This is a genomic window from Clostridium formicaceticum, assembly GCF_001854185.1.
In the GTDB taxonomy this organism is placed as follows: Bacteria; Bacillota; Clostridia; order Peptostreptococcales; family Natronincolaceae; genus Andreesenella; species Andreesenella formicacetica.
Map to the genome: position 1 here is coordinate 166,093 of NZ_CP017603.1, position 19,570 is coordinate 185,662.

At 36.5% G+C, this 19,570-nt stretch carries 20 protein-coding genes and 1 riboswitch; of the genes, 12 read left to right on the top strand and 8 right to left on the bottom strand.

Translation table 11 applies throughout. The annotated features are described in order from the left end of the window. Positions 1 to 417: 417 nt before the first annotated feature. The 4 genes from BJL90_RS00740 (at position 418) to BJL90_RS00755 (ending at position 6,007) form a co-directional block, all read left to right on the top strand. Positions 418 to 1,542 (top strand): 1-propanol dehydrogenase PduQ, encoded by a 1,125-nt coding sequence (locus BJL90_RS00740; protein ID WP_335617838.1) that lies wholly within the window; start codon positions 418 to 420, stop codon positions 1,540 to 1,542. Between the two features lie 310 nt (positions 1,543 to 1,852). Beyond that, on the top strand, positions 1,853 to 3,076 hold the full coding sequence (locus BJL90_RS00745; RefSeq protein ID WP_070963435.1) for a sensor histidine kinase: 1,224 nt from the start codon (positions 1,853 to 1,855) through the stop codon (positions 3,074 to 3,076). Next, the gene (locus tag BJL90_RS00750; protein ID WP_070963437.1) at positions 3,048 to 3,818 is read left to right on the top strand and encodes a response regulator transcription factor; all 771 of its coding nucleotides are present in this window, start codon (positions 3,048 to 3,050) and stop codon (positions 3,816 to 3,818) included. Before BJL90_RS00745 ends, BJL90_RS00750 begins: the two co-directional genes overlap by 29 nt. A 406-nt stretch (positions 3,819 to 4,224) precedes the next feature. Further along, positions 4,225 to 4,315, top strand: a riboswitch (glycine riboswitch). A gap of 324 nt (positions 4,316 to 4,639) precedes the next feature. Continuing rightward, a complete protein-coding gene (locus tag BJL90_RS00755) occupies positions 4,640 to 6,007 on the top strand; it encodes an alanine/glycine:cation symporter family protein (protein ID WP_070963439.1) in 1,368 nt (455 codons plus the stop codon). A 131-nt stretch (positions 6,008 to 6,138) separates the two neighbouring features. Here the strand turns inward: BJL90_RS00755 and BJL90_RS00760 are convergent, their stop codons facing one another. Then, positions 6,139 to 6,471, bottom strand: a complete 333-nt coding sequence (locus BJL90_RS00760; protein WP_070963441.1) for a hypothetical protein — start codon at positions 6,469 to 6,471, stop codon at positions 6,139 to 6,141. A 349-nt stretch (positions 6,472 to 6,820) separates the two neighbouring features. Here BJL90_RS00760 and BJL90_RS00765 point away from each other — a divergent pair, with 349 nt between their 5' ends. Then, positions 6,821 to 7,264: a cupin domain-containing protein gene (locus tag BJL90_RS00765; RefSeq protein ID WP_472235017.1), complete on the top strand. Its 444-nt coding sequence runs from the start codon at positions 6,821 to 6,823 to the stop codon at positions 7,262 to 7,264. Between the two features lie 49 nt (positions 7,265 to 7,313). Next, the gene (locus tag BJL90_RS00770) at positions 7,314 to 7,892 is read left to right on the top strand and encodes a LysM peptidoglycan-binding domain-containing protein (RefSeq protein ID WP_070963444.1); all 579 of its coding nucleotides are present in this window, start codon (positions 7,314 to 7,316) and stop codon (positions 7,890 to 7,892) included. 252 nt (positions 7,893 to 8,144) lie between these two features. Here the strand turns inward: BJL90_RS00770 and BJL90_RS00775 are convergent, their stop codons facing one another. Both BJL90_RS00775 and BJL90_RS00780 read right to left on the bottom strand, forming a co-directional pair. Next, positions 8,145 to 8,345 (bottom strand): capping complex subunit for YIEGIA, encoded by a 201-nt coding sequence (locus tag BJL90_RS00775; protein WP_070963445.1) that lies wholly within the window; start codon positions 8,343 to 8,345, stop codon positions 8,145 to 8,147. After that, positions 8,332 to 9,267 (bottom strand): YIEGIA family protein, encoded by a 936-nt coding sequence (locus tag BJL90_RS00780; RefSeq protein WP_070963447.1) that lies wholly within the window; start codon positions 9,265 to 9,267, stop codon positions 8,332 to 8,334. The genes BJL90_RS00775 and BJL90_RS00780 overlap by 14 nt, the downstream gene beginning before the upstream one ends. A 264-nt stretch (positions 9,268 to 9,531) precedes the next feature. On the opposite strand from BJL90_RS00780, the gene BJL90_RS00785 reads away from it, so the two are divergent. The 3 genes from BJL90_RS00785 to BJL90_RS00795 are packed head-to-tail and all read left to right on the top strand — an operon-like array spanning position 9,532 to position 13,155. Continuing rightward, on the top strand, positions 9,532 to 11,859 hold the full coding sequence (locus tag BJL90_RS00785; protein WP_070963449.1) for a xanthine dehydrogenase family protein molybdopterin-binding subunit: 2,328 nt from the start codon (positions 9,532 to 9,534) through the stop codon (positions 11,857 to 11,859). Beyond that, positions 11,856 to 12,698: an FAD binding domain-containing protein gene (locus BJL90_RS00790; protein ID WP_070963451.1), complete on the top strand. Its 843-nt coding sequence runs from the start codon at positions 11,856 to 11,858 to the stop codon at positions 12,696 to 12,698. The genes BJL90_RS00785 and BJL90_RS00790 overlap by 4 nt, the downstream gene beginning before the upstream one ends. Continuing rightward, positions 12,691 to 13,155, top strand: a complete 465-nt coding sequence (locus BJL90_RS00795; RefSeq protein WP_070963453.1) for a (2Fe-2S)-binding protein — start codon at positions 12,691 to 12,693, stop codon at positions 13,153 to 13,155. The genes BJL90_RS00790 and BJL90_RS00795 overlap by 8 nt, the downstream gene beginning before the upstream one ends. An 80-nt stretch (positions 13,156 to 13,235) precedes the next feature. Here the strand turns inward: BJL90_RS00795 and BJL90_RS00800 are convergent, their stop codons facing one another. The 4 genes from BJL90_RS00800 to BJL90_RS00815 form a co-directional block, all read right to left on the bottom strand. Beyond that, positions 13,236 to 13,508, bottom strand: coding sequence for a hypothetical protein (locus tag BJL90_RS00800; protein WP_070963454.1), 273 nt, complete (start codon positions 13,506 to 13,508; stop codon positions 13,236 to 13,238). A 429-nt stretch (positions 13,509 to 13,937) separates the two neighbouring features. Further along, positions 13,938 to 14,642: a polysaccharide deacetylase family protein gene (locus BJL90_RS00805; protein ID WP_070963456.1), complete on the bottom strand. Its 705-nt coding sequence runs from the start codon at positions 14,640 to 14,642 to the stop codon at positions 13,938 to 13,940. Beyond that, positions 14,639 to 14,896 (bottom strand): PEP/pyruvate-binding domain-containing protein, encoded by a 258-nt coding sequence (locus tag BJL90_RS00810; protein WP_070963458.1) that lies wholly within the window; start codon positions 14,894 to 14,896, stop codon positions 14,639 to 14,641. The genes BJL90_RS00805 and BJL90_RS00810 overlap by 4 nt, the downstream gene beginning before the upstream one ends. 13 nt (positions 14,897 to 14,909) lie before the next feature. Beyond that, complete coding sequence (locus tag BJL90_RS00815; RefSeq protein WP_070963459.1) at positions 14,910 to 15,521, bottom strand: TetR/AcrR family transcriptional regulator; 612 nt, start codon at positions 15,519 to 15,521, stop codon at positions 14,910 to 14,912. 570 nt (positions 15,522 to 16,091) lie between these two features. Here BJL90_RS00815 and BJL90_RS00820 point away from each other — a divergent pair. From BJL90_RS00820 to BJL90_RS23010, 3 genes are all read left to right on the top strand, one after another. After that, entirely contained in the window at positions 16,092 to 16,403 is a 312-nt protein-coding gene (locus tag BJL90_RS00820; RefSeq protein ID WP_156778679.1) for a transporter, read from the top strand. A 221-nt stretch (positions 16,404 to 16,624) separates the two neighbouring features. Next, positions 16,625 to 17,035, top strand: coding sequence for a hypothetical protein (locus BJL90_RS00825; protein WP_070963460.1), 411 nt, complete (start codon positions 16,625 to 16,627; stop codon positions 17,033 to 17,035). A gap of 283 nt (positions 17,036 to 17,318) precedes the next feature. Next, the gene (locus BJL90_RS23010; RefSeq protein WP_257786397.1) at positions 17,319 to 17,453 is read left to right on the top strand and encodes a hypothetical protein; all 135 of its coding nucleotides are present in this window, start codon (positions 17,319 to 17,321) and stop codon (positions 17,451 to 17,453) included. Between the two features lie 128 nt (positions 17,454 to 17,581). Here BJL90_RS23010 and tkt read toward each other — a convergent pair whose 3' ends face one another. Continuing rightward, positions 17,582 to 19,570 (bottom strand): transketolase, encoded by a 1,989-nt coding sequence (gene tkt / locus BJL90_RS00830; RefSeq protein ID WP_070963462.1) that lies wholly within the window; start codon positions 19,568 to 19,570, stop codon positions 17,582 to 17,584.

A 19,570-nucleotide genomic window follows, 5' to 3' on the forward strand; every position in this document is an offset into this window, starting at 1 on the left:
ATGCCAAATGCAACCCATTACCCAGAAAGCCAATTTGTAGCTCCCTGAGACTTAACTTATTATAGCAAGAATAGTCTATAGAATCAATAGACTGCTTTATGTGTACCAGTAGTTCCCACCAGCAATCCAATTTCAACAGTATTAGACTTCAAACCATTCCTCATTGTAAAGCGATAGCCTTCAGGTACATACTAGGTATACGATAAAACTTTACTCCATTTTATAGTGATTGTTCAAGAAAAAAGATTTTGTACAATGTCGGGTTTCAATAGGATACAATAGTGCTACAACGATATGGTGAATCTTCAATAAAACAATTGTTTTGTATGATATGATAAATAATCATTTGTTTAAATTATTATTCTACTTAATAAAATTATACATAAATGGGAGGTAATTATCATAGAAGATAAGTTTATATTAAAATCCAAAGTTTATTTTAACAATCAATCTCTGCAGTTTTTAAAACAGATTACCGGATCCCGAGCATTTATTGTTGCTGATTCTATCATGGAAACATTGGGATATCTTCAAAAAACAGTAGATTATCTAAGTGAGGCAGGAATAAGTTCCGAGGTTTTTTCAGGCGTGCGGCCTGATCCAGATGTTAAAGTAATTGCAGAGGGGCTGAAGCTTTATAAAAAAAGCAGTGCAGATGTTCTGGTTGCCATAGGCGGGGGTTCCGCCATCGACACTGCCAAAGGCATCCTTTATTTTGCCTGGAAGTTCGGAAACATAGAGGGGGTGGAAATTAAAAAGCCCCTTTTTATCGCCATTCCCTCTACCAGTGGAACTGGTTCAGAGGTGACTGACTTTTCCGTCATTACCTCTGAAGGCGAAAAGGTATGCATCGTAGATGAATTTATAGCCCCAGATATCGCTATATTGGATTCTACCTGTATTCAGCATGTTCCTCAACGAGTGGTGGTAGATACAGGAATAGATGTTTTGGTTCATGCCATCGAGGCCTATGTTTCCACAAAAGCAACTGACTTTACAGACGCTCTCGTAGAAAAAGCAATCAAACTTATATTCGAAAACCTTGAGACCCTCTATAAAGACATGAATAACTTCTATGCAATAGATCGTGTTCAAAATGCTTCCTGCATGGCAGGAATGGCATTTACAAATACCGGTCTTGGCATCAATCACAGCCTCGCCCATGCCTTTGGAGGAGCTTTTCACATTTCCCATGGGCGCTCTAATGCACTCCTACTCAATGCCGTGATGGAATTCAACGCCGACTTAGCGGGGAGTGCTAACGGTTATGCTGCCGAAAAATATGCAAAGCTAGCAACAATGCTACAGCTTCCAGCCAGAACAAGCCGTGAAGGAGCTGTTAATTTCATGTTGGCTGTAGACAAACTGAAAAAATCCCTAGGAATCGAAGATGGTATAAGAGGGCTTGGCATTGAACAGACGGAGTTTGAGGATGCACTGGAACAAATGGCTGAAAAGGCAGTGCTTGACCGATGCACCCCTACGAATCCCAAACAGCCTTCTAAGGAAGATCTGATTCAAATTTATCGAAAATGTTATTAACAAGTGTTGAGCATCATAAAAAATTAATTGAAAAATATTCTATTTTTGGATGTAACCTCCCCATTGCTAGCGATGGGGAGGTTACTTATTGCTTAGAATAGATAAATGCTAGCACACCAAAAAGGAATTGTAGACTTATTTGGTGTGTTATTTATTGTAAAGGTAAGACATGTTGTTTACTTTGCTGCTATTATATATTAAAATAACAACAGAACCTTTTTGATTTGAAGGGATCTTTTCAACGAGTATAAACGTAGCAATTTTTCTTTTTCTGATTGAAAATTGCATGCTGGGAAGGTGTACGATAAGAATGAATAAAGTCGATAATCCGCTAAAAAAATTAATAGCTTCTAATTTATATACCCGCTATAGTGGTATTCTATCCTTATCAGATATTTCCTTGTTTTTGGTAGATACAAATGGTGATATTTTACTTGAGCTTATCCCCTCCCCTGATTTTTGCAGCCATGTATGCATGGAAAGAGGTGATCAGGTATGCCCCGACTACAGAAATCGATTCAAATCTGATGAGGCGGGTAGCTTTGTCTGCCGATATGGCCTGGAAAACATCCTTTTACCTATTAAGGTGAAGGATGAAACTATGGGTTATATAGCTGGTATGCAGGTATATTCACAGGATACCGAATATAAAAAATACATGATTGATGTCCAGTCTTTAAAAAATGACAGAAAAGTAGAATTAGAATTTATCGCTAAATCCATTGCCTCGCTGAAAACCGTAGAATTAAACAAAATCAAAATACACGAACAGTTATGCCGTCACATTGCCAAGAATATTTCTCTTGACTTGTCGGAAAGTGTGAGTCAGGTCAATCCCCACGTGGCAAGATTATCCATAGAGAAGGAAATGCTTGAAAAGAAAATTATCGATCTAGAAGCGAAAAACATGTCTCTTGTAATCAATCCACATTTTTTGTTTAATACGCTGAATTGTATCGCCCGTATCGCATACTTTGAACATTCCCATACAACTGAGGAACTTATCTACTGCCTTTCCGATTTGTTGCGATATAATTTAAAACAGGATGATCAACTTCATACCATCGCTTCTGAAATAGACAATATCGAGAAATATTTATATATACAAAAGGCACGATTTAAAAATCGCCTAGAATATAGCATCGACGTCCCAGAGAAAATTAAATCTTATAGAATTCCCAACATGGTCATTCAACCTATTGTTGAAAACGCTCTTATTCACGGTATCACCCCAAAGCGTGATGGAGGTAAAATCAGTATTTATGCAGAAAAATCTAAAGGGGCAATCGTTATTTCCATTGCAGATAATGGAAACGGCTTCCCAAAGGATGTTTTAGATAAAATACAACAGTGTGAAAATAAATCTGGTCTAGGATTCCGGAGTACCGACAAACGTTTAAAACAGTATTATGGAGAAGGTTACGGATTGGAAATCGTAAAGTCTGACTATTCCGGAAGTACCATAACCATCACGATTCCTACTCAACCATTAGGAGGTGCTAGCGATGAACGTCATCTTGATTGTGGAAGATGAAATACTTGAACAAGAGTTCCTCAAAACAGTTATGCTTGACGAGCTTCTTCCGGAGGATACAATACTCACTTGTGGAAGTGGCGTCCAAGCTGTCCAATTGGCAAAACAGCATCGACCAAATATTATTATCATGGATATAATGATTTCTGAAATGGATGGTCTGACTGCCGCTCAGGAGATCAGAGGATTTCTACCTAACGCATGTATTACCATTCTATCTGCTTATTCAGATTTTTCCTATGCTCAAAAAGCTATTAATCTTAGGGTTTTTGAGTATCTCTTAAAGCCCGTCAAGCCTACTGCCTTTAAAGAGGTATTCCGAAAAATGCTGGAATCAGCATCAAAAAGTTCTGTGCTGGTGGAGGAAAAACCTGAAGAAAAGAGCGCGAAAACAAAAGATGATCGACAACACTTTGTTGAGGAATCCATAAAATATATCAAGGAGCATTTCAGAGAAAAATTGACTTTAGAAATGGTTGCATCCAAGGTGTTTATGAATCCCAAGTATTTCAGCCATGTTTTTAAAAGGGAGATGGGTATCTCATTTACCGAATATATCATTCAACTGAGAATCCAGTATGCCTGCAGATTATTGGAGACAACCAATTATCCTGCTTACCGAATTTCATCTGAATGCGGTTTCTCAGATCCGTCCTATTTTAACAGGGTATTCTGTGGACAGATGAACATGACGCCCCAAACCTATAGAAAAAATGTGTACCTTACAAATTCAAATGATTGAATTTGTAAGGTTAGTGTGACTGTTCATGTCAATGAAAATTCCTCACCTCAAAAGATTTTCTCCTTTATTAATATTAAAGCATTATTTCTAAGACATAGGCGTTAACTTAGCTCTACTATTTCTAAAATTCCCTCATGAACTGTCATTTTCTTAATTCTAAGATCCTTCGACTCCGCTTTGCTCCCCTCAGAATGACAAATTATGGCTTAAATTAACGCTAATGATTTCTAAGATGATTTTACTCTACTTGCTTTCATCTGCCGATTACTGTACTCTTTTCAAAACTTTTTAAGTTTACCATTGATTCCTAGTAGGTATTCATGTTAAAATGATGAATGTTCGCAAAACACAATTCTATAAATGTCGAATGAAGATAGTGGAATACATATTATTGTAGACCGTTATTGAACGAACCTCTGGAGAGACTCAAAGGAGCACCGAAGGGGAAAGCCTGATTTTCAGGTGAAACTCTCAGGTAAAAGGACAGAGGATTTCTCATGTAGTAAAATGCTATTGCTGTTGACGTTTTTTGTCGATACAATCATTTTTTCTATTTGAAAAATCTTAATTTCCAGAGACTAACTTTACTGCTTAGTCTCTTTTATTTTTTAAATGTTTCTAACGTATGTGTTATTTTTATTAGAGGAGAGGTGAAAAATGAAGGCGATGACTTAGTATGGTTATATGACAACAAAATTAGTATTCCTCACGGTGTGACTCTTCTATTAAAGAAGAATGAAGGAAATGTTTGGACATGAATCAGATTTTACTACAGAGCTATCTTACTATTCGGACAAAATAATTACTATGGAGGCTATGACATGAACTTAGTAACTATCATATCTAAAATCAACAGTGTTTTATGGGGTCCTATTATGTTGTTTTTCTTATTGGGCACAGGTATTTTATTTACCGTCAAGCTGAGATTTATACAAATTAGAAAATTTAAGTCTATTTGGAGGGAAACCTTCGGCGGCATGTTTACGAAGACGGATAAAGCAGATGAAGATGGAATGTCCTCATTCCAAGCACTAACTACAGCCATCGCTGCTCAGGTGGGTACAGGAAACCTGGCAGGAGTTGCTACTGCAATAGCCGCAGGAGGCCCCGGTGCTATTTTCTGGATGTGGGTAAGTGGCTTCTTAGGGATGGGAACTATTTTTGCAGAGGCAGTACTAGCCCAGCTGCATACGGAAAGGGTGGATGGAGAAATAACTGGTGGTCCAGCCTACTATATTAAGAAGGGTCTGGGAAGCAAATTTTTAGCAGGTTTTTTTGCTATTTCCATTGTATTAGCTCTAGGATTTATGGGAAATATGGTTCAATCTAATTCTATTTCCGAAGCAGCTTATGTTGCTTTTAACATCCCTAAAGTAGTTACCGGGGTTTTTGTAGCAGCTTTAGTAGGTCTGATCATTATCGGAGGAATTAGTAGAATCGCCTCCTTTACAGAAAAGATCGTACCTGTGATGGCAGGACTTTATATTTTAGGTGGGTTAATCATTGTTTTAATTCATTATACGCAAATTCTACCTGCTTTTAAAATGATTATTTATGGTGCCATTAATCCTATGGCTGCTACTGGAGGAATCATTGGTGCCTCTGTAAAGGAAGCCTTCCGTTATGGTGTAGCTAGGGGTCTTTTCTCTAACGAGGCAGGTATGGGTTCTACGCCCCATGCCCATGCTATAGCAAAGGTTAAGCACCCAGCTCAGCAGGGATTGGTTGCTATTATGGGTGTAATTATTGATACTGGAATTGTATGTACATTAACTGCTCTAGTTATTTTAACAACAGGTGCCTTTTCCTCAGGCCTTGTAGGAGCACAATTAACCCAAGAGGGATTTATTAGAGGCTTTGGTGGATTTGGAAGTACCTTTGTAGCCATATGTTTATTCTTCTTTGCATTGTCTACGATTATAGGCTGGTATTATTTTGGGGAATCAAACATTAGATTTCTTTTTGGTAAAAAAGGGATTAAATTCTATAGAATTTTAGTATTATTATTTATTATTACGGGTACTGGAATGCAGGTAGAAATTGTATGGGAACTAGCTGATACCTTTAATGGTCTAATGGTTATTCCTAACTTAATAGCTTTGTTAGGGTTAATGTCCTTTGTAGTCAATACTACTAAGGATTATGAAGTAAACTTGAACCAAAACAACACTTCTAAATATCACAATTAAATTTCTTTTGAAAAGAAGGTTAATATTTTAAAAAAATAAGTAATGGATATATTGCTGATACTGTAGCGCATATATTCATTACTTATTTAATAGATTTATGCTAGTTTAAGAGTAAGTAAGACTTCGTCGCTTCATTGTTCCTTAGCAATTGTATTATCTTGCTTCTCTAAAGGCAGCTCATAACCGTTTATAAATTCAAAATATGCTTTTACTGCATCTGAAAAGTTTCTTTTCCGCTTATCTATAACCTCATTACTAAGATTAATTTTTCTAAGCAGCTTTTGGGTTTCCTCGGGATTCTCTACAACTGCACCTAAATCCACCCCAAAAACTCTCTCTACCCCTTTAGCCCACTTGATGATATCATTAATCGCATTTAGGCCAAGTGCTTTTCCACTTATATAATATTTGCCCATACTTTTTCCCTGTTTTTTTAAAAATTCCCTAAAATCCTCCTTAATCATAATGATCATCCTCCATTCCATTTAATTCACTCAAATTTATTATATGATCTCACCCTATGCTATGTGCTAAGTCTGATTAGAACCCACATAATAAAAGGGTCTGACGCATCTCATGTGTTGTTCCTGAGTAACATTTTTTTATCAAGTACATAATCTTTCTATGAATTGAAGTACCTCTCCTGAAGATAGAGCATATACTATTATAAAAGCCTATGAAAGGAATGAGCAAGATGTATAATGTCTATCAACCATATCCATATCCTTACTACATTAATACACCAGTGTATCCCCCCACAATATGTACAATGATTATAAAACATACCCCTATCCCTATTGGGGTAATCCACCAATGCATTGCCCAGGCTCTCCCAAACAGTTGATTAAGTTAAAAGATTATGGACCAGAACCTTTTGTTGTTAATATTGAGGAGACTACTAAACAAAACAATAATTTTCGTATCGCTTTATGGACAGGAAAATATTTGCAACTTACCTTGATGAGCATCAATGTTGGTGATGACATAGGTTTAGAAATTCATCGCGACCATGATCAATTCATACGTATTGAAGAAGGTCAAGGAATTATTAAAATGGGAGACAGAAAAGATCGGTTGGATTTTCAAGCAAAAATCTATGATGACTATGCAATAATTATACCTGCCGGCAAATGGCACAATTTGATTAATACAGGTTGTACGCCCCTTAAATTATACTCTATTTATGCACCACCTGAGCATCCACATGGTACAATTCATGAGACTAAAAAAGATGCTGAAAAGCATCACGAGGGATAAATATCAAAGGTTTATTTCATAAAAAAATAACTCCTAGGAGGTTTTATTTGTGTATCAACAACAATATATTCGAATTCCACAAACCTGTCCTCCTGCATTTCTGGGACGATATACTGTTCAGCCAGGCGATACTTTCTTCAATATAGCCCAAATGTTTAGATTAAGATTGGAAGCACTTGTAGTAAATAATCCACATATCTCAAATCCTAATATCATATATCCTGGAGATGTCCTTTGTGTTCCTGGTCTTATACCTTATCCATGTGCTGTTATTTTAAGACCCTTAGTTCCCGTACCATTTGGTACAGGTGGGGTGGCTTATGTAAATTTTTCTCCTAGAGGAGGGCAAGCGGTAAGCTTTATGGCAACATTACCACAGCCTACAATGTTTGGTGATTTTGATATCTATCTAGGTGAGATATACATTTCTGATATCGGTGGTTTTGGTAACCAATTGTTCCCAACTCCTGAAGATCCCCCAACTTGGTCAACTAGAGTAGAACTTCCTACTGTTGTATCTATTGTGCCAAATTCACGAGTGGTCATACGCCCTTCTAATTCATTCACAGGGATATCTGGTGGATTTATTTTAGAAGGGGTTATCCATAGTGGAAGTTGCCATCTTTAAACCTACTCGCTGCTTACAGAAGTGAAAAAATCCCACTTCATTGATTTGTGCCTTCAGTATACAAGTAAGGACGGCAGACTGCGGTAAAACGGATAAAAATACCATTGACTTTTTCGAAAGTGAAGTCAAACTGTAGCAAATTCAACGAAATTTGAGGTAAAATCCCTAAACAAAGCTAAAATACGCCCCAAAGTGGGCACGAAAATCCCTCCAATAGCATTTTTACGCAGCCTACCGTCCCTCTCTGCTTTGTTATTTTTTTATGATCAAATAATCTCCATTACTGAGTTCTACAATATCCGCCAAAAAAGCTTCTGCAATTGTATCGGATATTTTAACTAATTCCTCCTTATCTTTAACTAATAATGCTAGGGGATCGCCACCTAAATATCGATTTTTATCAGTTGTAATATATGCCAAAATACCTTTGATTTGTCCTTCATCTTTTCCCACTAGCTTCCCCCTCCCTTTCTATGTTTAATAACTTAGGATTTTTTTTCACCGTTTCTAATATAGGTGTTAGTAAAATTGTTTCTTCTAATAGATCAAAATTTTTGATAACAGGAACTAGTGCAATAATGAGTTTACCGCTGTTTATGTCTTGAACGCTATATATCTTTCTCTGCCCCATTCTACGCGTTACTTCAAATAATACAGCCTGTCGTTGTCCTTTGTTTAGAAGCGGAATTTGGTAGTGGTCATGTTTCGGATGGATAATAGCAGCCAGGCCGTCCTCCAAAAACCACTTCTTTGCTTCCTCTCTACCCATTAAATGAGACACAAACATATCATCAACATATAAATCAGAACCCTTAATTTCGATTTTGCCTTTAGTTACAGTAGCAATATCTTTTATGGTTTGTCGACTTGTAAATAACTTAAGTATGTAGTATAAGATAAGTCCTACTATGGAACCACATATAACCTCAATCCACCAGGAAACATCCGTCAAGCTTTGAAGTAGTTGAATCGTTAGTCCTGTAGTAAAGGCAACCAGCAATGCTATGTAGTTACGTGCTTCAAATATTTTTGAAATCCCATCAATATAAGCTTCACCACGCTTTGTGTACTCTTCACCTTCAAGATCTAAAAGACTCTCTCTTTCTATTTTTCGAACATCTCGAAAATGTTGGATTCCCAAAGCTAAAAAGGTAACAGCTGTGAATTCCTTTGCGACTAATGCTGGTACGATAAATGCCCCTATTGCAGCCGCAAGTCCTCCTGTCACTATATGAATTAAATAGCCATTTGGATAGTTTGGGTACTGTCTGTGGTCTAATTTAATTGATGCAATCCGAGCTAACGCTCCAATAACCGTGGCTGTTATAATAAGGGTTAACATTTCAGCTGAAATAACATCATTGTTGTTTGGCATTTTAAAAACTCCTAACTAATTATTTTCATCATAGGGGCTATTCAAAAATTTAGAAAAAGATAGTGCATGAAACCATCATAATTCTAATCTTAGAAGGCACATTAATATAATGAGTTAAATAAAAAATTTTTATGCAAAGAGTCATGATTTAGATGATATGCTAATTTTAAAACTTTACAAAGAATAAATTAAGTTGTCAAAACTAATACTAGAGGGTGTGTATCAAGATATATATCAATATTTTACTAAAGGTGGCTGAGTTTCATGGGTTTAAGCATCGGAAAAAGTGTTTTCCGGAAAGAATCACTTGAAAAAGTAACGGGCACAGCTAAATATACAGATGATTATTCAATTAAAAATATGTTGCATATAAAGCTGGTGATAAGTCCCTATGCACATGCTAAAATCATAAACATCGATTCCACAAAGGCGTTGGAAATACCCGGAGTACGGGGAATTATTGTAGGTCAGCCCTTTCCACTTACAGGGGAAGAGATTAAAGATCGACCTCCAATTGCCTACGATAAAGTAAGGTATCATGGGGAGCCGGTAGCTGCTGTAGTAGCGGATACTGCCCTTCAGGCAAAACGAGCCGCTGAACTGATAGAAGTTGCATATGAACCATTGCCGGTTGTGAATTCTCCAAAGGATGCCCTCCTTCCAAATGCTACACTAGTTCATGAAAATTTGGCTGTATACGAAAAAATAGAACATGTTTATCCCGAGGCCAATACCAACATTGCAGATCGTACGAAAATTCGAAAGGGATCTATGGAAGAAGGCTGGAAAATTAGCGACGTAACTATAGAGGCTGATTTTTCCTTTTCTCAATCTGACCATATAGCTATGGAAACAAGATGTGTTATCGCAGAAATCCGTCCAGATGGTTATGTTGTCTTTACGTCTGCTACTCAGTCTCCATATATGATAAAAAAACTAATGAAGGATTATTTTCAACTTGAGGAAGGAAAGATCATAGTCAACACCCCCTTAGTTGGCGGAGCATACGGTGGAAAAGTTCCCCTTCAGTTGGAATTGATAGCATATATGGTATCAGCTGCTGTTGGAGGCAGGCCAGTAAAGCTGCTAAACACACGGGAAGAAGACATGATTACATCTCCAGTACATATTGGCCTAAATGCCCACATTAAACTGGGAGCAACAAAAGATGGACAATTAACTGCAGCAGAAATTCTATATGTCTTTGACACAGGTGCATATTCCGACAAAGGTGCAACAATAAGCAGAGCTGCGGCAGTCACTTCTACAGGCCCTTATCATATTGATCATTTAAAGTGCGATTCTCTATGTGTTTATACCAATCACCCATATGTAACTGCCTACAGAGGATTTGGACATTCAGAGCTCCTATTTGTTTTTGAAAGAGCAATGGACATGTTGGCTAAAAAACTTAAAATGGACCCCATGGAACTACGGATGAAAAATGCAATTTTACCAGGACATACTACCCCAACACAAATTCGGCTTAATGAAAGTACAGTTGGCAATTTACCTAATTGTATCGGGACTTTGAAGCACCTGATGCAGTGGAACGAAGGGCAAGTAATTCAACTAAATGATGGAAAAGTTCGTGCAAAAGGAATTAGTTGTATTTGGAAAACTTCAACAATTGATAGTGAAGCTGGTTCTGGAATTATTTTAGTTTTCAATGGAGATGGTAGCGTAAATATCGAATCTGGAGTTGTGGAGATAGGAATGGGCACAAAAACGGTACTTGCCCAGTTACTAGCAGAAAAGCTAAAAATAGATATCAATAAAATACATGTCAAAATGGAAGTAGATACACAAACAATACCCGAACATTGGAAAACTGTGGCTAGTAGAGGTACGCTGATGGCTGGTAGAGCACTCCTGAAGGCAGCTGATGACGTAATTGTACAATTAAAAGATATTGCTTCCCGAGTGCTAATGTGTTCACCAGATGACCTCGAAGTAGAAAATGAAATGGTTTATGTGAGAGATGAACCTGATATTTTTATAAAAATAAAAGATATTTGTCATGGATATAAGTATCCACATGGATATTCAATTGGCGCTCAGGTAATTGGACGAGGCCAATATACATTAAGACACTTAACACATCTTGATCACGAAACTGGTATAGGGCGCCCTGGTCCTGAGTACACAGTCGGTGCTCAAGGCGTTGAAATAGAGTTTGATACGAGGGATTATACTTATAAAATACTGAAAGCCTACTCTGTTATTGATGCGGGCAAGGTACTGAATATGAAATTAGCGGAAGGCCAAGTGATGGGCGCCATGGAGATGGGTTTAAATTTCGGAAGCAGTGAAACCTTCATATTTGATGAGGGTGGAAAAGTACTTAATCCCCGTCTTCGTACCTACACCCCTTTCAGGTATGGTGATCATCCAGAATATATTGTTAGCTTTGTTGAAACGCCTCATATTGATAGTGCCTATGGAGCCCGTGGGCTCGGAGAGCATGGATTAATCGGTATGCCGGCAGCATTAGCAAATGCCTTATCAGTAGCTTCAGAAGTAGAGTTAAATAAACTCCCTCTTACACCTGAATCGATTTGGATGCAAAAGAGAGGAATGAATGAAAATTGATTACATATGATTTCGAGTATTATAAACCATCGTCAATAGGCGAAGCAACATTATTGTTTCAATCTTTGGATCAACAAGGCAAGGAGCCAATCTATTTTTCTGGAGGTACAGAAATCATTACTTTAGGAAGAGTCAATAGAATTAATACAGGTGCTGTCATTGATATTAAAGGAATTCCTGAATGTCTTGCACTAAATAAAGAGGCAGGTAAAATTACTTTTGGAGCAGCACAAACACTAACTAAGATTCGGGAAATACAATATTTCCCCTTTTTAAGTAAAGCAATAGTAGAAATTGCTGACCATACGGCTAGAAATAAAATAACGTTAGGCGGAAATATGTGTGCAAACATTATATATAGAGAAACAGTTTTACCTCTTTTATTATCAGATAGTCAAATCGTAATCGCTAGTCCAACTGGTTTAAAACAAGTGTCAATAAACGAGATGTTTGATCAAACACTAAAATTGCAAAGAGGTGAACTACTGGTTCAAGTCATCACAGATGAGAAAGAGATGGGATTACCTTCTCTATGTATCAAAAAACGAAAACATTGGGATGTAGGTTATCCTCTAATAACAGTTGCGGCTTTGAAAAAAAATGAACATATCAAATTCGCCTTTAGCGGTTTATGTTCTTATCCCTTCCGTAATGAAAATATGGAAAAAAGCCTAAATAATCAAGAACTATCTAATGAAGCAAAAATCGAAAAAGCAATGCAACATATCCCAGCACCTGTTTTGAATGATGTTCAAGGTTCTGAAAATTATCGAAGGTTTGTGTTGAAAAACACACTACTAGATATGCTGGATACTATAGGAGGAGCAGAAAATGTATAAATCAGAAATTACTTTGAATGTAAATGGTGAAGAGCGTTCAGTATATGTACGTCACGCCGATACATTATTGCATGTTCTCCGTGAGGAGTTAGGTTTAACAGGAGCGAAACCTGGTTGTTTAAATGGTGATTGTGGTGCCTGCACTATTGATGTAGATGGTGAAGCGATGAAGTCCTGCTTGATGCTTGCTATAGAGGCTGTTGGAAAAAAAATCACTACAGTGGAAGGGCTTCAAAATGTACCTATTAAAACGGCGTTTATTAAAAAATTTGCCTTCCAATGTGGCTATTGCACCCCTGGGTTTATTATGAATTCTCACTCGCTAATTAAAAAATATCCTAACGCAGATGATGCACAAATTAAGGATTGCTTAGAGTCGAATATTTGTCGTTGTACTGGATATAAAGAAATTGAAGAAGCTGTAAAATCGGTATTATCTAATGACTCCATAGAGTAAAGACTTTATCATTTAATACTTCTTTGCAGAAGGAAACATTGGCAAGGCACCTATTAGAAATACCTTAGGTGCCTCTTGTATTATGACTGATTTTGTAATTGTAGCACCTGCTCTAGCTGTTGAAGGGCCTGCTGCAGTTGTTGGTGAACCAGTTGAAATTGTTGTTTTTGAGCGGGTTGAGCACTATTTTGAGCGTGTTCTAGTTGTTGAGTAGCTTGTTGTAGTTGTTGTTGTGCCACTTGAACTGCTTGAGGGTTAGTTACTTGTGTCGCTTGTTGAATTGAGTGTAATGCTTGCTGGATTGTCTGCTGTGCCAGTTCAGCTGCTTGTTGAGCTTGTTGATTTTGTTGCATTGCATACATACCTCCTTTAGCAATGACTATGGTAATGATTGATCCTGTATTTATATCATGCCATTATCGTTTTATAGTTATACGTCTTATCATCTTGTATAGAGGATAACCTTTATTCAAAAGATACTGAAGGATGAACTTTATTCTGTTGTCCGTCGGTTAAGTAAAAAATCATATTTTGTTCTGGATCAAAATTTCGACTCAAAATATAAAACTCCTTGTACTTTCCTAGGTCATGATTATTATGGTCAAGAGGCAGTTCAATGTAGATGTACTTTTCATTCGGTACCATTTCTTTATTTTCTACTTATATGATAGATTAAGATCTATTACAACTTTCAATTGATTATTTTCAATTTTTTCATCCTATTCTTCTTCTATAACGATTATACTAATTTTAGTCTAATATTTTCTTACTAGAAAACCAAACTACATATTTTTCAACTCGTTAACAGTAATAAATTTATAACCCCTTTCGGATAAGGATTTTAATATGCCTTCAATAGTTTTTAACCCATTTTCAGTATTATCATGCATTGGATGAAGCAGAATAATAGAACCTGGCTTAACATTATTATTTACATAATCTACTTTATCAAAAACAGCAGAATAATAGGTATCTGGTTCAAGGTCCCAAGTAATTGTTTCTATGCCTTGTTTTTTTAAATAGTAAGGCAAATTAACAAGTTTTTTCCCATTAGGGGGACGAAAATCTATCTCACCTTTGTAACCAACTTCTCGGATTAAATCATTCGTCATTTCAATTTCTCGTTTGATAAAAGAAAAACTCTTAAAAATCATTCGTTTATGAGCATAAGTATGATTTCCAATTTGATGCCCCGCTTTCACTATATCTTTACCTAACTGCATATGGTTTTCTAACTCACTTCCAATAAGGAAAAACGTAGCCTTAGCGTCGTATTGATTCAACAAAGATAATATTTTTTCTACATTTGCTGTTGGTCCATCATCAAACGTCAATGCAACTACTTTTTCCTGTGTATCTACACGATAAGTTAAATCACCGAATAATTGATATGTTCTAGAATTCATTAATTTATAGCCACCAATTAAAAGGGCTAAAATTACTAATATAACCAAAGCAATGATAACCATTTTCTTTTTTTTATTCATAAAATAACCTCACTTATAACTGCATCAATAGCTTTCTTTATATCTTTGTCCGTTCCAACATTAAGAACGCTTTCAAACTCGCCAGTAAAGGAGGCTTGGGCTGAATCTTCGCTTAATCCAAAGGATCTTACTGCAAACCCATCTGGAACTGGATATCCCCCTTGATATATTTTTACCAGCATGCCTCCTTTTCCCCCTGCATGTACCTGCAGCTCAGGAGTTAGCACTTTAAAGCTTTTGACCATATTACCCATAACAAGCCCTCCTCTACTTTTGAATTCCATACCGAATCATATCAAAAAAGCGATTTCTTTCTTCAATAAAGCTTTCAAAATAGGCTTCATTCAAATTTTCATCTTCCACCAGGTCTGCTAGATACTTGTTTTCAAAATAATCCAATGTAAGTTTGATTAATTTGAATGCCTGCTCTCTGTCTACACCTTCCCTTAAGGGAACCTTTTCAAATAACTGCTCCAATACGTTGTCCCTTTTGTCAATAAACTCACCATACCTTCTTTCAATCTCCTTCTTCAATCCTTCTGGTGTATTGTAAAAGGCCTCCATCACAACTTTATATAGTTCAGGATTCTCTTTGTAGTAGTTAAACTTGACAGTGCTAATCTTTTCCTTAACCTCAAAAAAATCTCCCTGCTCCAGCATATTATTAAAGTTCATTTCAATACTTCCCTTTTCAAAATACCTATCTAGCAAGGATAAATATAACTCTTTTTTACTCTTAAAATGGTGAAAGATTAGCGCTCTAGATATACCAGCTGCTTCTGCCAACATCACTGTGGAAGTTTTCTCATATCCATGTCGGGCAAATACAGCTAAACAGTCATTCAAAATTTGTTCTTTATCATAAAGCTTTGTAGGCATACTATTTTTCTCCTATTGTTTTCCTAACTAATATGTTAGTAAAACAATAGCATATACTAACACCCCTGTCAATATAGTTTGCCCTGAATTTATAAATTGCATTTACTACAAATAGTTTCGTAGGATAATAAGATATTTTTCTCAATTTCTTAAAATACTGCTAACCACTACCTATAAAAAAATCCGATTAAGAGAACATCCACCCCAACCGGAATATTAATACTACAATGAACCTTTTTACTTTTTTTATACATTTGATAAAAAATGCTACCCTAATTTGCTAAAAACTCTTTTATTACCATCTTATGTTTTAGTAATTCATCAACGGTCTCGTAGCCATATACAATATATCTCTTAGTATCTATATTAAACTTGAGAACCTGGCCAATCTGCATACTAGATTCTTAATTTGTTAACAAGCGGAGAAATCACGTTATTGTACTACAAAACATAAAATATACAAAAATCCTATAGTAAAGGAGTTGTAATTCATCGAGGACTATCCTTATTAATCTTAATAGGTAGTTGAATAACTTTAAGCTTTTTGATATCAAAAAGGAGGTGTTTAAATTGTACGATGATGTAAATTATAATCAACCCCCATATGGAAGGCCACCCTTTGGACCAACCCCAGGTTTCCCTCAGCCACCTGTTGGCCCACCACCACCATTTGATGATTTTCAACAACCCTATGCAGTAGACCCAGGGGCAATTAGATTCTGCTTATTTAGGTTTACAACTGTAGAGCTAATTGATAGAAGAAGATTTACATTCTTCCCCGTATTCGTTGGCCCTACCTCGGTTGCAGGTTGGCAACATACTCGACGAGGATGGAGCTTTATTGGTATAGATTTGAGGGAAATTAGATTCTTTAGCTGTTAAAAGTTCAGTGCAGATTTACAAAAACAAAAGGACAGGTAAATTGATTGAAAATTCAATTTGCCTGTCCCTCTGCTTTCTCTCTGAGATGGTCATCAATATTTTTATTATTTTCCAATAAAAGGCAATGCTTTAACTCAACTCTAAGCCTCTATATATAGTATATTTGCAAAAGAATTTATGGTAAAATGAATAGTATATCTTAAAAAGGGGTGGACTTATTCATGAATATTATCAACGTGTTTACTGTAGGAGCAATACTAGGTTTGCTAATTAGTGGAGGGGCTGCGTTTTACTATTATAGAAAACGCAATCTAGAGAAATTTTTTAATCAAATTTATGAAGAGGTTAAGAAAGTTCCCAAACAAAAGAAAAATAGTTTTCTACTACTGATGTTCAAGGAGTCTCTTTCTGCATCAATAAACAAATCTAATACAAATTCTTTTGCTAATAAACTTCAAAATCGTAAATATTTAGATTTTCAGTTAGCACAGATGTCAAATATTCTTAAAGATAGTTCAAAGGTACAGGATAAGTTGATTAAAAGGTCACTGAATCTACTTAAAGACTATCAAACATGGGAAAAGGCAAGGATATCTAAAGATACAAAAGTAGCTCAAGATAAGGCATCATAAAACTAGGTGTTTCTGGTGGTGGATATGATGAACGGGGATTACTAGGACTAGCGTTTCATCCTGGATTTTATTATAATGGTCTGTTTTATCTTCATTATTCAGTAGCTGGAACACAGGGTCCAGGTGCTCTTCCTGAATTTTTCAAACCTAACCCCTGCTGACGGATAACTCTGAGCATCTCTTGTCTATTAGATATGAGGGTAGATAGTTATCAAAAATTCCCCTAAACTTATATCGTCTAGGGGAATATGCATCACTCTTTAATTTTCATATAAAACCTTCTATGCCACTGATCTTTGGCAGCGGTTCTCTAATAATGGGAAAAGATGATATTTATGAATTACATAAGGCCCCACCTAATGCAAAAATAATAGCTAGTCATTGGAATTTCAGTAATGCTGTCATCAATAGAACGTAATCTATAGCCTTTGTATTTTTTATAATTATCATCTTATATATTGTTATCTTTTTTCTTAAAATACTCAGCAAAGTCTCTCTTTCTATCTCTACTTTATAATGCTATCTATAAATATGATCTAACATACTTTATATCATATCCATCATCTTCAATGCAGTGTTACAAACATGTTCAACGGTAATCCCGTATTCTTTAAATATTTTTTCCGCCGGAGCCGACATGCCGAAACGATCAATGGAAACGACTTGCCCCTTCATCCCCACATACTTATGCCAACCAAGAGATGATGCGGCTTCAACAGCAATTCTGTTTTGAATTGCTTTAGGAAGAATCATTTCTTTGTATTCCTCAGGTTGTTCATCAAATATTTCCATGGAAGGCATACTGAGGATTCTAGGAGAATATCCCTTTTCCTTTAATAAATCGTATGCTTTATAAATAATGGAAACCTCAGAACCTGAGGCCATCAATATGATGTCGGGATTTTCAGAGTCCTTTACAATATAACCGCCTTTTAGTGCACCTTTTCCAGTTTCATTCAAAAGTGGTAATGTTTGACGCGTTAATATTAAAGCCGTCGGAGTGTCTTTTCGATTAATTGCATAAATCCATGCCGCTGCTGTCTCTTTTGTGTCACAAGGCCGTATTACGGTAAAATTAGGAATACTCCTCAACATTGCCAATTGCTCAACTGGCTGATGAGTCGGTCCATCTTCACCGACGCCAATGCTGTCATGAGTCATAATGTAAATAACGGGCAGTTTCATAAGAGCTGATAATCGCATGGCCGGTTTCATATAATCACTAAATACAAAGAATCCTGCCGTATATATTGTTAAACCTCCGTAAGCTGCTATGCCGTTGGCAATCGCCGCCATGGCATGTTCTCTTACACCGAAATGAAGATTATCTCCTGCATAATTTTCTTTTGAAAAATCGCCAAATCTCTTCATAATTGTTTTTGTCGATGGGGCAAGGTCGGCGGAACCGCCAATTAAATTAGGAACATATGCTTTAATTTTGTTTAGAACAATTTCATTGGATTGTCTTGTTGCAAGGTTTTGATCATAATTCCAAAACCCATCGATATCAAGTGTTTTCTCTTTCAAACTAAATCCGTTATGCCAAGCATCCCATTCTTGAGCCAAATCTGGGAATGTTTTTGTATAAGTTGAGAATGTATCATTCCATTCTTTTTCATATTGTTCGCAATAGCTTATGATTTCTTTCATATTTTTCACAACTTCTTCTGGTACAAAGAAAGATTCTTCATAATCCCATCCCAAAGCTTTTTTTGTCAAAATAATTTCTTCTGCCCCAAGCGGTTCGCCGTGAGCAGATGCTTTGCCTTGTTTATTTGGAGAGCCATATCCGATTTTTGTTTTGATCTCAATGATTGTGGGTCTTGATAAATCTGCTTTTCCGCTTTTGATGGCTTCATTAAGTTCATCAATATTATTTCCATCAGAAACATAAATTGTTTGCCAGCCGTAAGCTTTGAAACGCTCCAAAACATTTTCATTGAAGGTTGTAGTTGTATCGCCTTCTATTGTAATATTATTGGAATCATACAATACAATTAACTTACCCAACCCAAGAGAACCGGCCAGTGAAGCCGCTTCCGACGCAACCCCCTCCATAAGACAGCCATCGCCGCACAATGTGTAGACAAAATTATCAACAATGTTAAATCCATCTCTATTAAACTTTGTGGCTTTAAAACTTTCTGCCATTGCCATCCCAACGGCATTGGCAATACCCTGACCCAATGGACCCGTTGTTATTTCAACCCCGGAGGTATGCCCATATTCTGGATGCCCCGGTGTTTTACTTTTAAACTGTCGAAAAGATTTTAAATCCTCTATCGCAAGCCCATATCCAAACAAATATAGTAAAGAGTACAATAACATAGAGCCATGTCCCGCTGATAATATAAAACGATCTCTGTTTTGCCATCTTGGATTTTTAGGATTATGTTTTAAATGATGCGCCCAAAGAGTATAGGCCGCCGGCGCCGCTCCAAGCGGCAAACCGGGATGCCCTGATTTTGCTTTTTCAATGCCATCTACCGCTAAAAAGCGGATGGTATTAATGGCAAGATTATCAATTGTTCCCAT

Excerpts from the sequence above, each read along its gene's own strand:
- BJL90_RS00745 (WP_070963435.1), top strand. The coding sequence starts at position 1,853 with ATGAATAAAGTCGATAATCCGCTAAAAAAATTAATAGCTTCTAATTTA.
- BJL90_RS00750 (WP_070963437.1), top strand. The coding sequence starts at position 3,048 with ATGAACGTCATCTTGATTGTGGAAGATGAAATACTTGAACAAGAGTTC.
- BJL90_RS00755 (WP_070963439.1), top strand. The coding sequence starts at position 4,640 with ATGAACTTAGTAACTATCATATCTAAAATCAACAGTGTTTTATGGGGT.
- BJL90_RS00760 (WP_070963441.1), bottom strand. The coding sequence starts at position 6,471 with ATGATTAAGGAGGATTTTAGGGAATTTTTAAAAAAACAGGGAAAAAGT.
- BJL90_RS00765 (WP_472235017.1), top strand. The coding sequence starts at position 6,821 with ATGCATTGCCCAGGCTCTCCCAAACAGTTGATTAAGTTAAAAGATTAT.
- BJL90_RS00780 (WP_070963447.1), bottom strand. The coding sequence starts at position 9,267 with ATGCCAAACAACAATGATGTTATTTCAGCTGAAATGTTAACCCTTATT.
- BJL90_RS00785 (WP_070963449.1), top strand. The coding sequence starts at position 9,532 with ATGGGTTTAAGCATCGGAAAAAGTGTTTTCCGGAAAGAATCACTTGAA.
- BJL90_RS00795 (WP_070963453.1), top strand. The coding sequence starts at position 12,691 with ATGTATAAATCAGAAATTACTTTGAATGTAAATGGTGAAGAGCGTTCA.
- BJL90_RS00800 (WP_070963454.1), bottom strand. The coding sequence starts at position 13,508 with ATGCAACAAAATCAACAAGCTCAACAAGCAGCTGAACTGGCACAGCAG.
- BJL90_RS00805 (WP_070963456.1), bottom strand. The coding sequence starts at position 14,642 with ATGAATAAAAAAAAGAAAATGGTTATCATTGCTTTGGTTATATTAGTA.
- BJL90_RS00810 (WP_070963458.1), bottom strand. The coding sequence starts at position 14,896 with ATGGGTAATATGGTCAAAAGCTTTAAAGTGCTAACTCCTGAGCTGCAG.
- BJL90_RS00815 (WP_070963459.1), bottom strand. The coding sequence starts at position 15,521 with ATGCCTACAAAGCTTTATGATAAAGAACAAATTTTGAATGACTGTTTA.
- BJL90_RS00825 (WP_070963460.1), top strand. The coding sequence starts at position 16,625 with ATGAATATTATCAACGTGTTTACTGTAGGAGCAATACTAGGTTTGCTA.
- BJL90_RS23010 (WP_257786397.1), top strand. The coding sequence starts at position 17,319 with ATGCCACTGATCTTTGGCAGCGGTTCTCTAATAATGGGAAAAGATGAT.
- tkt (WP_070963462.1), bottom strand. The coding sequence starts at position 19,570 with ATGGGAACAATTGATAATCTTGCCATTAATACCATCCGCTTTTTAGCG.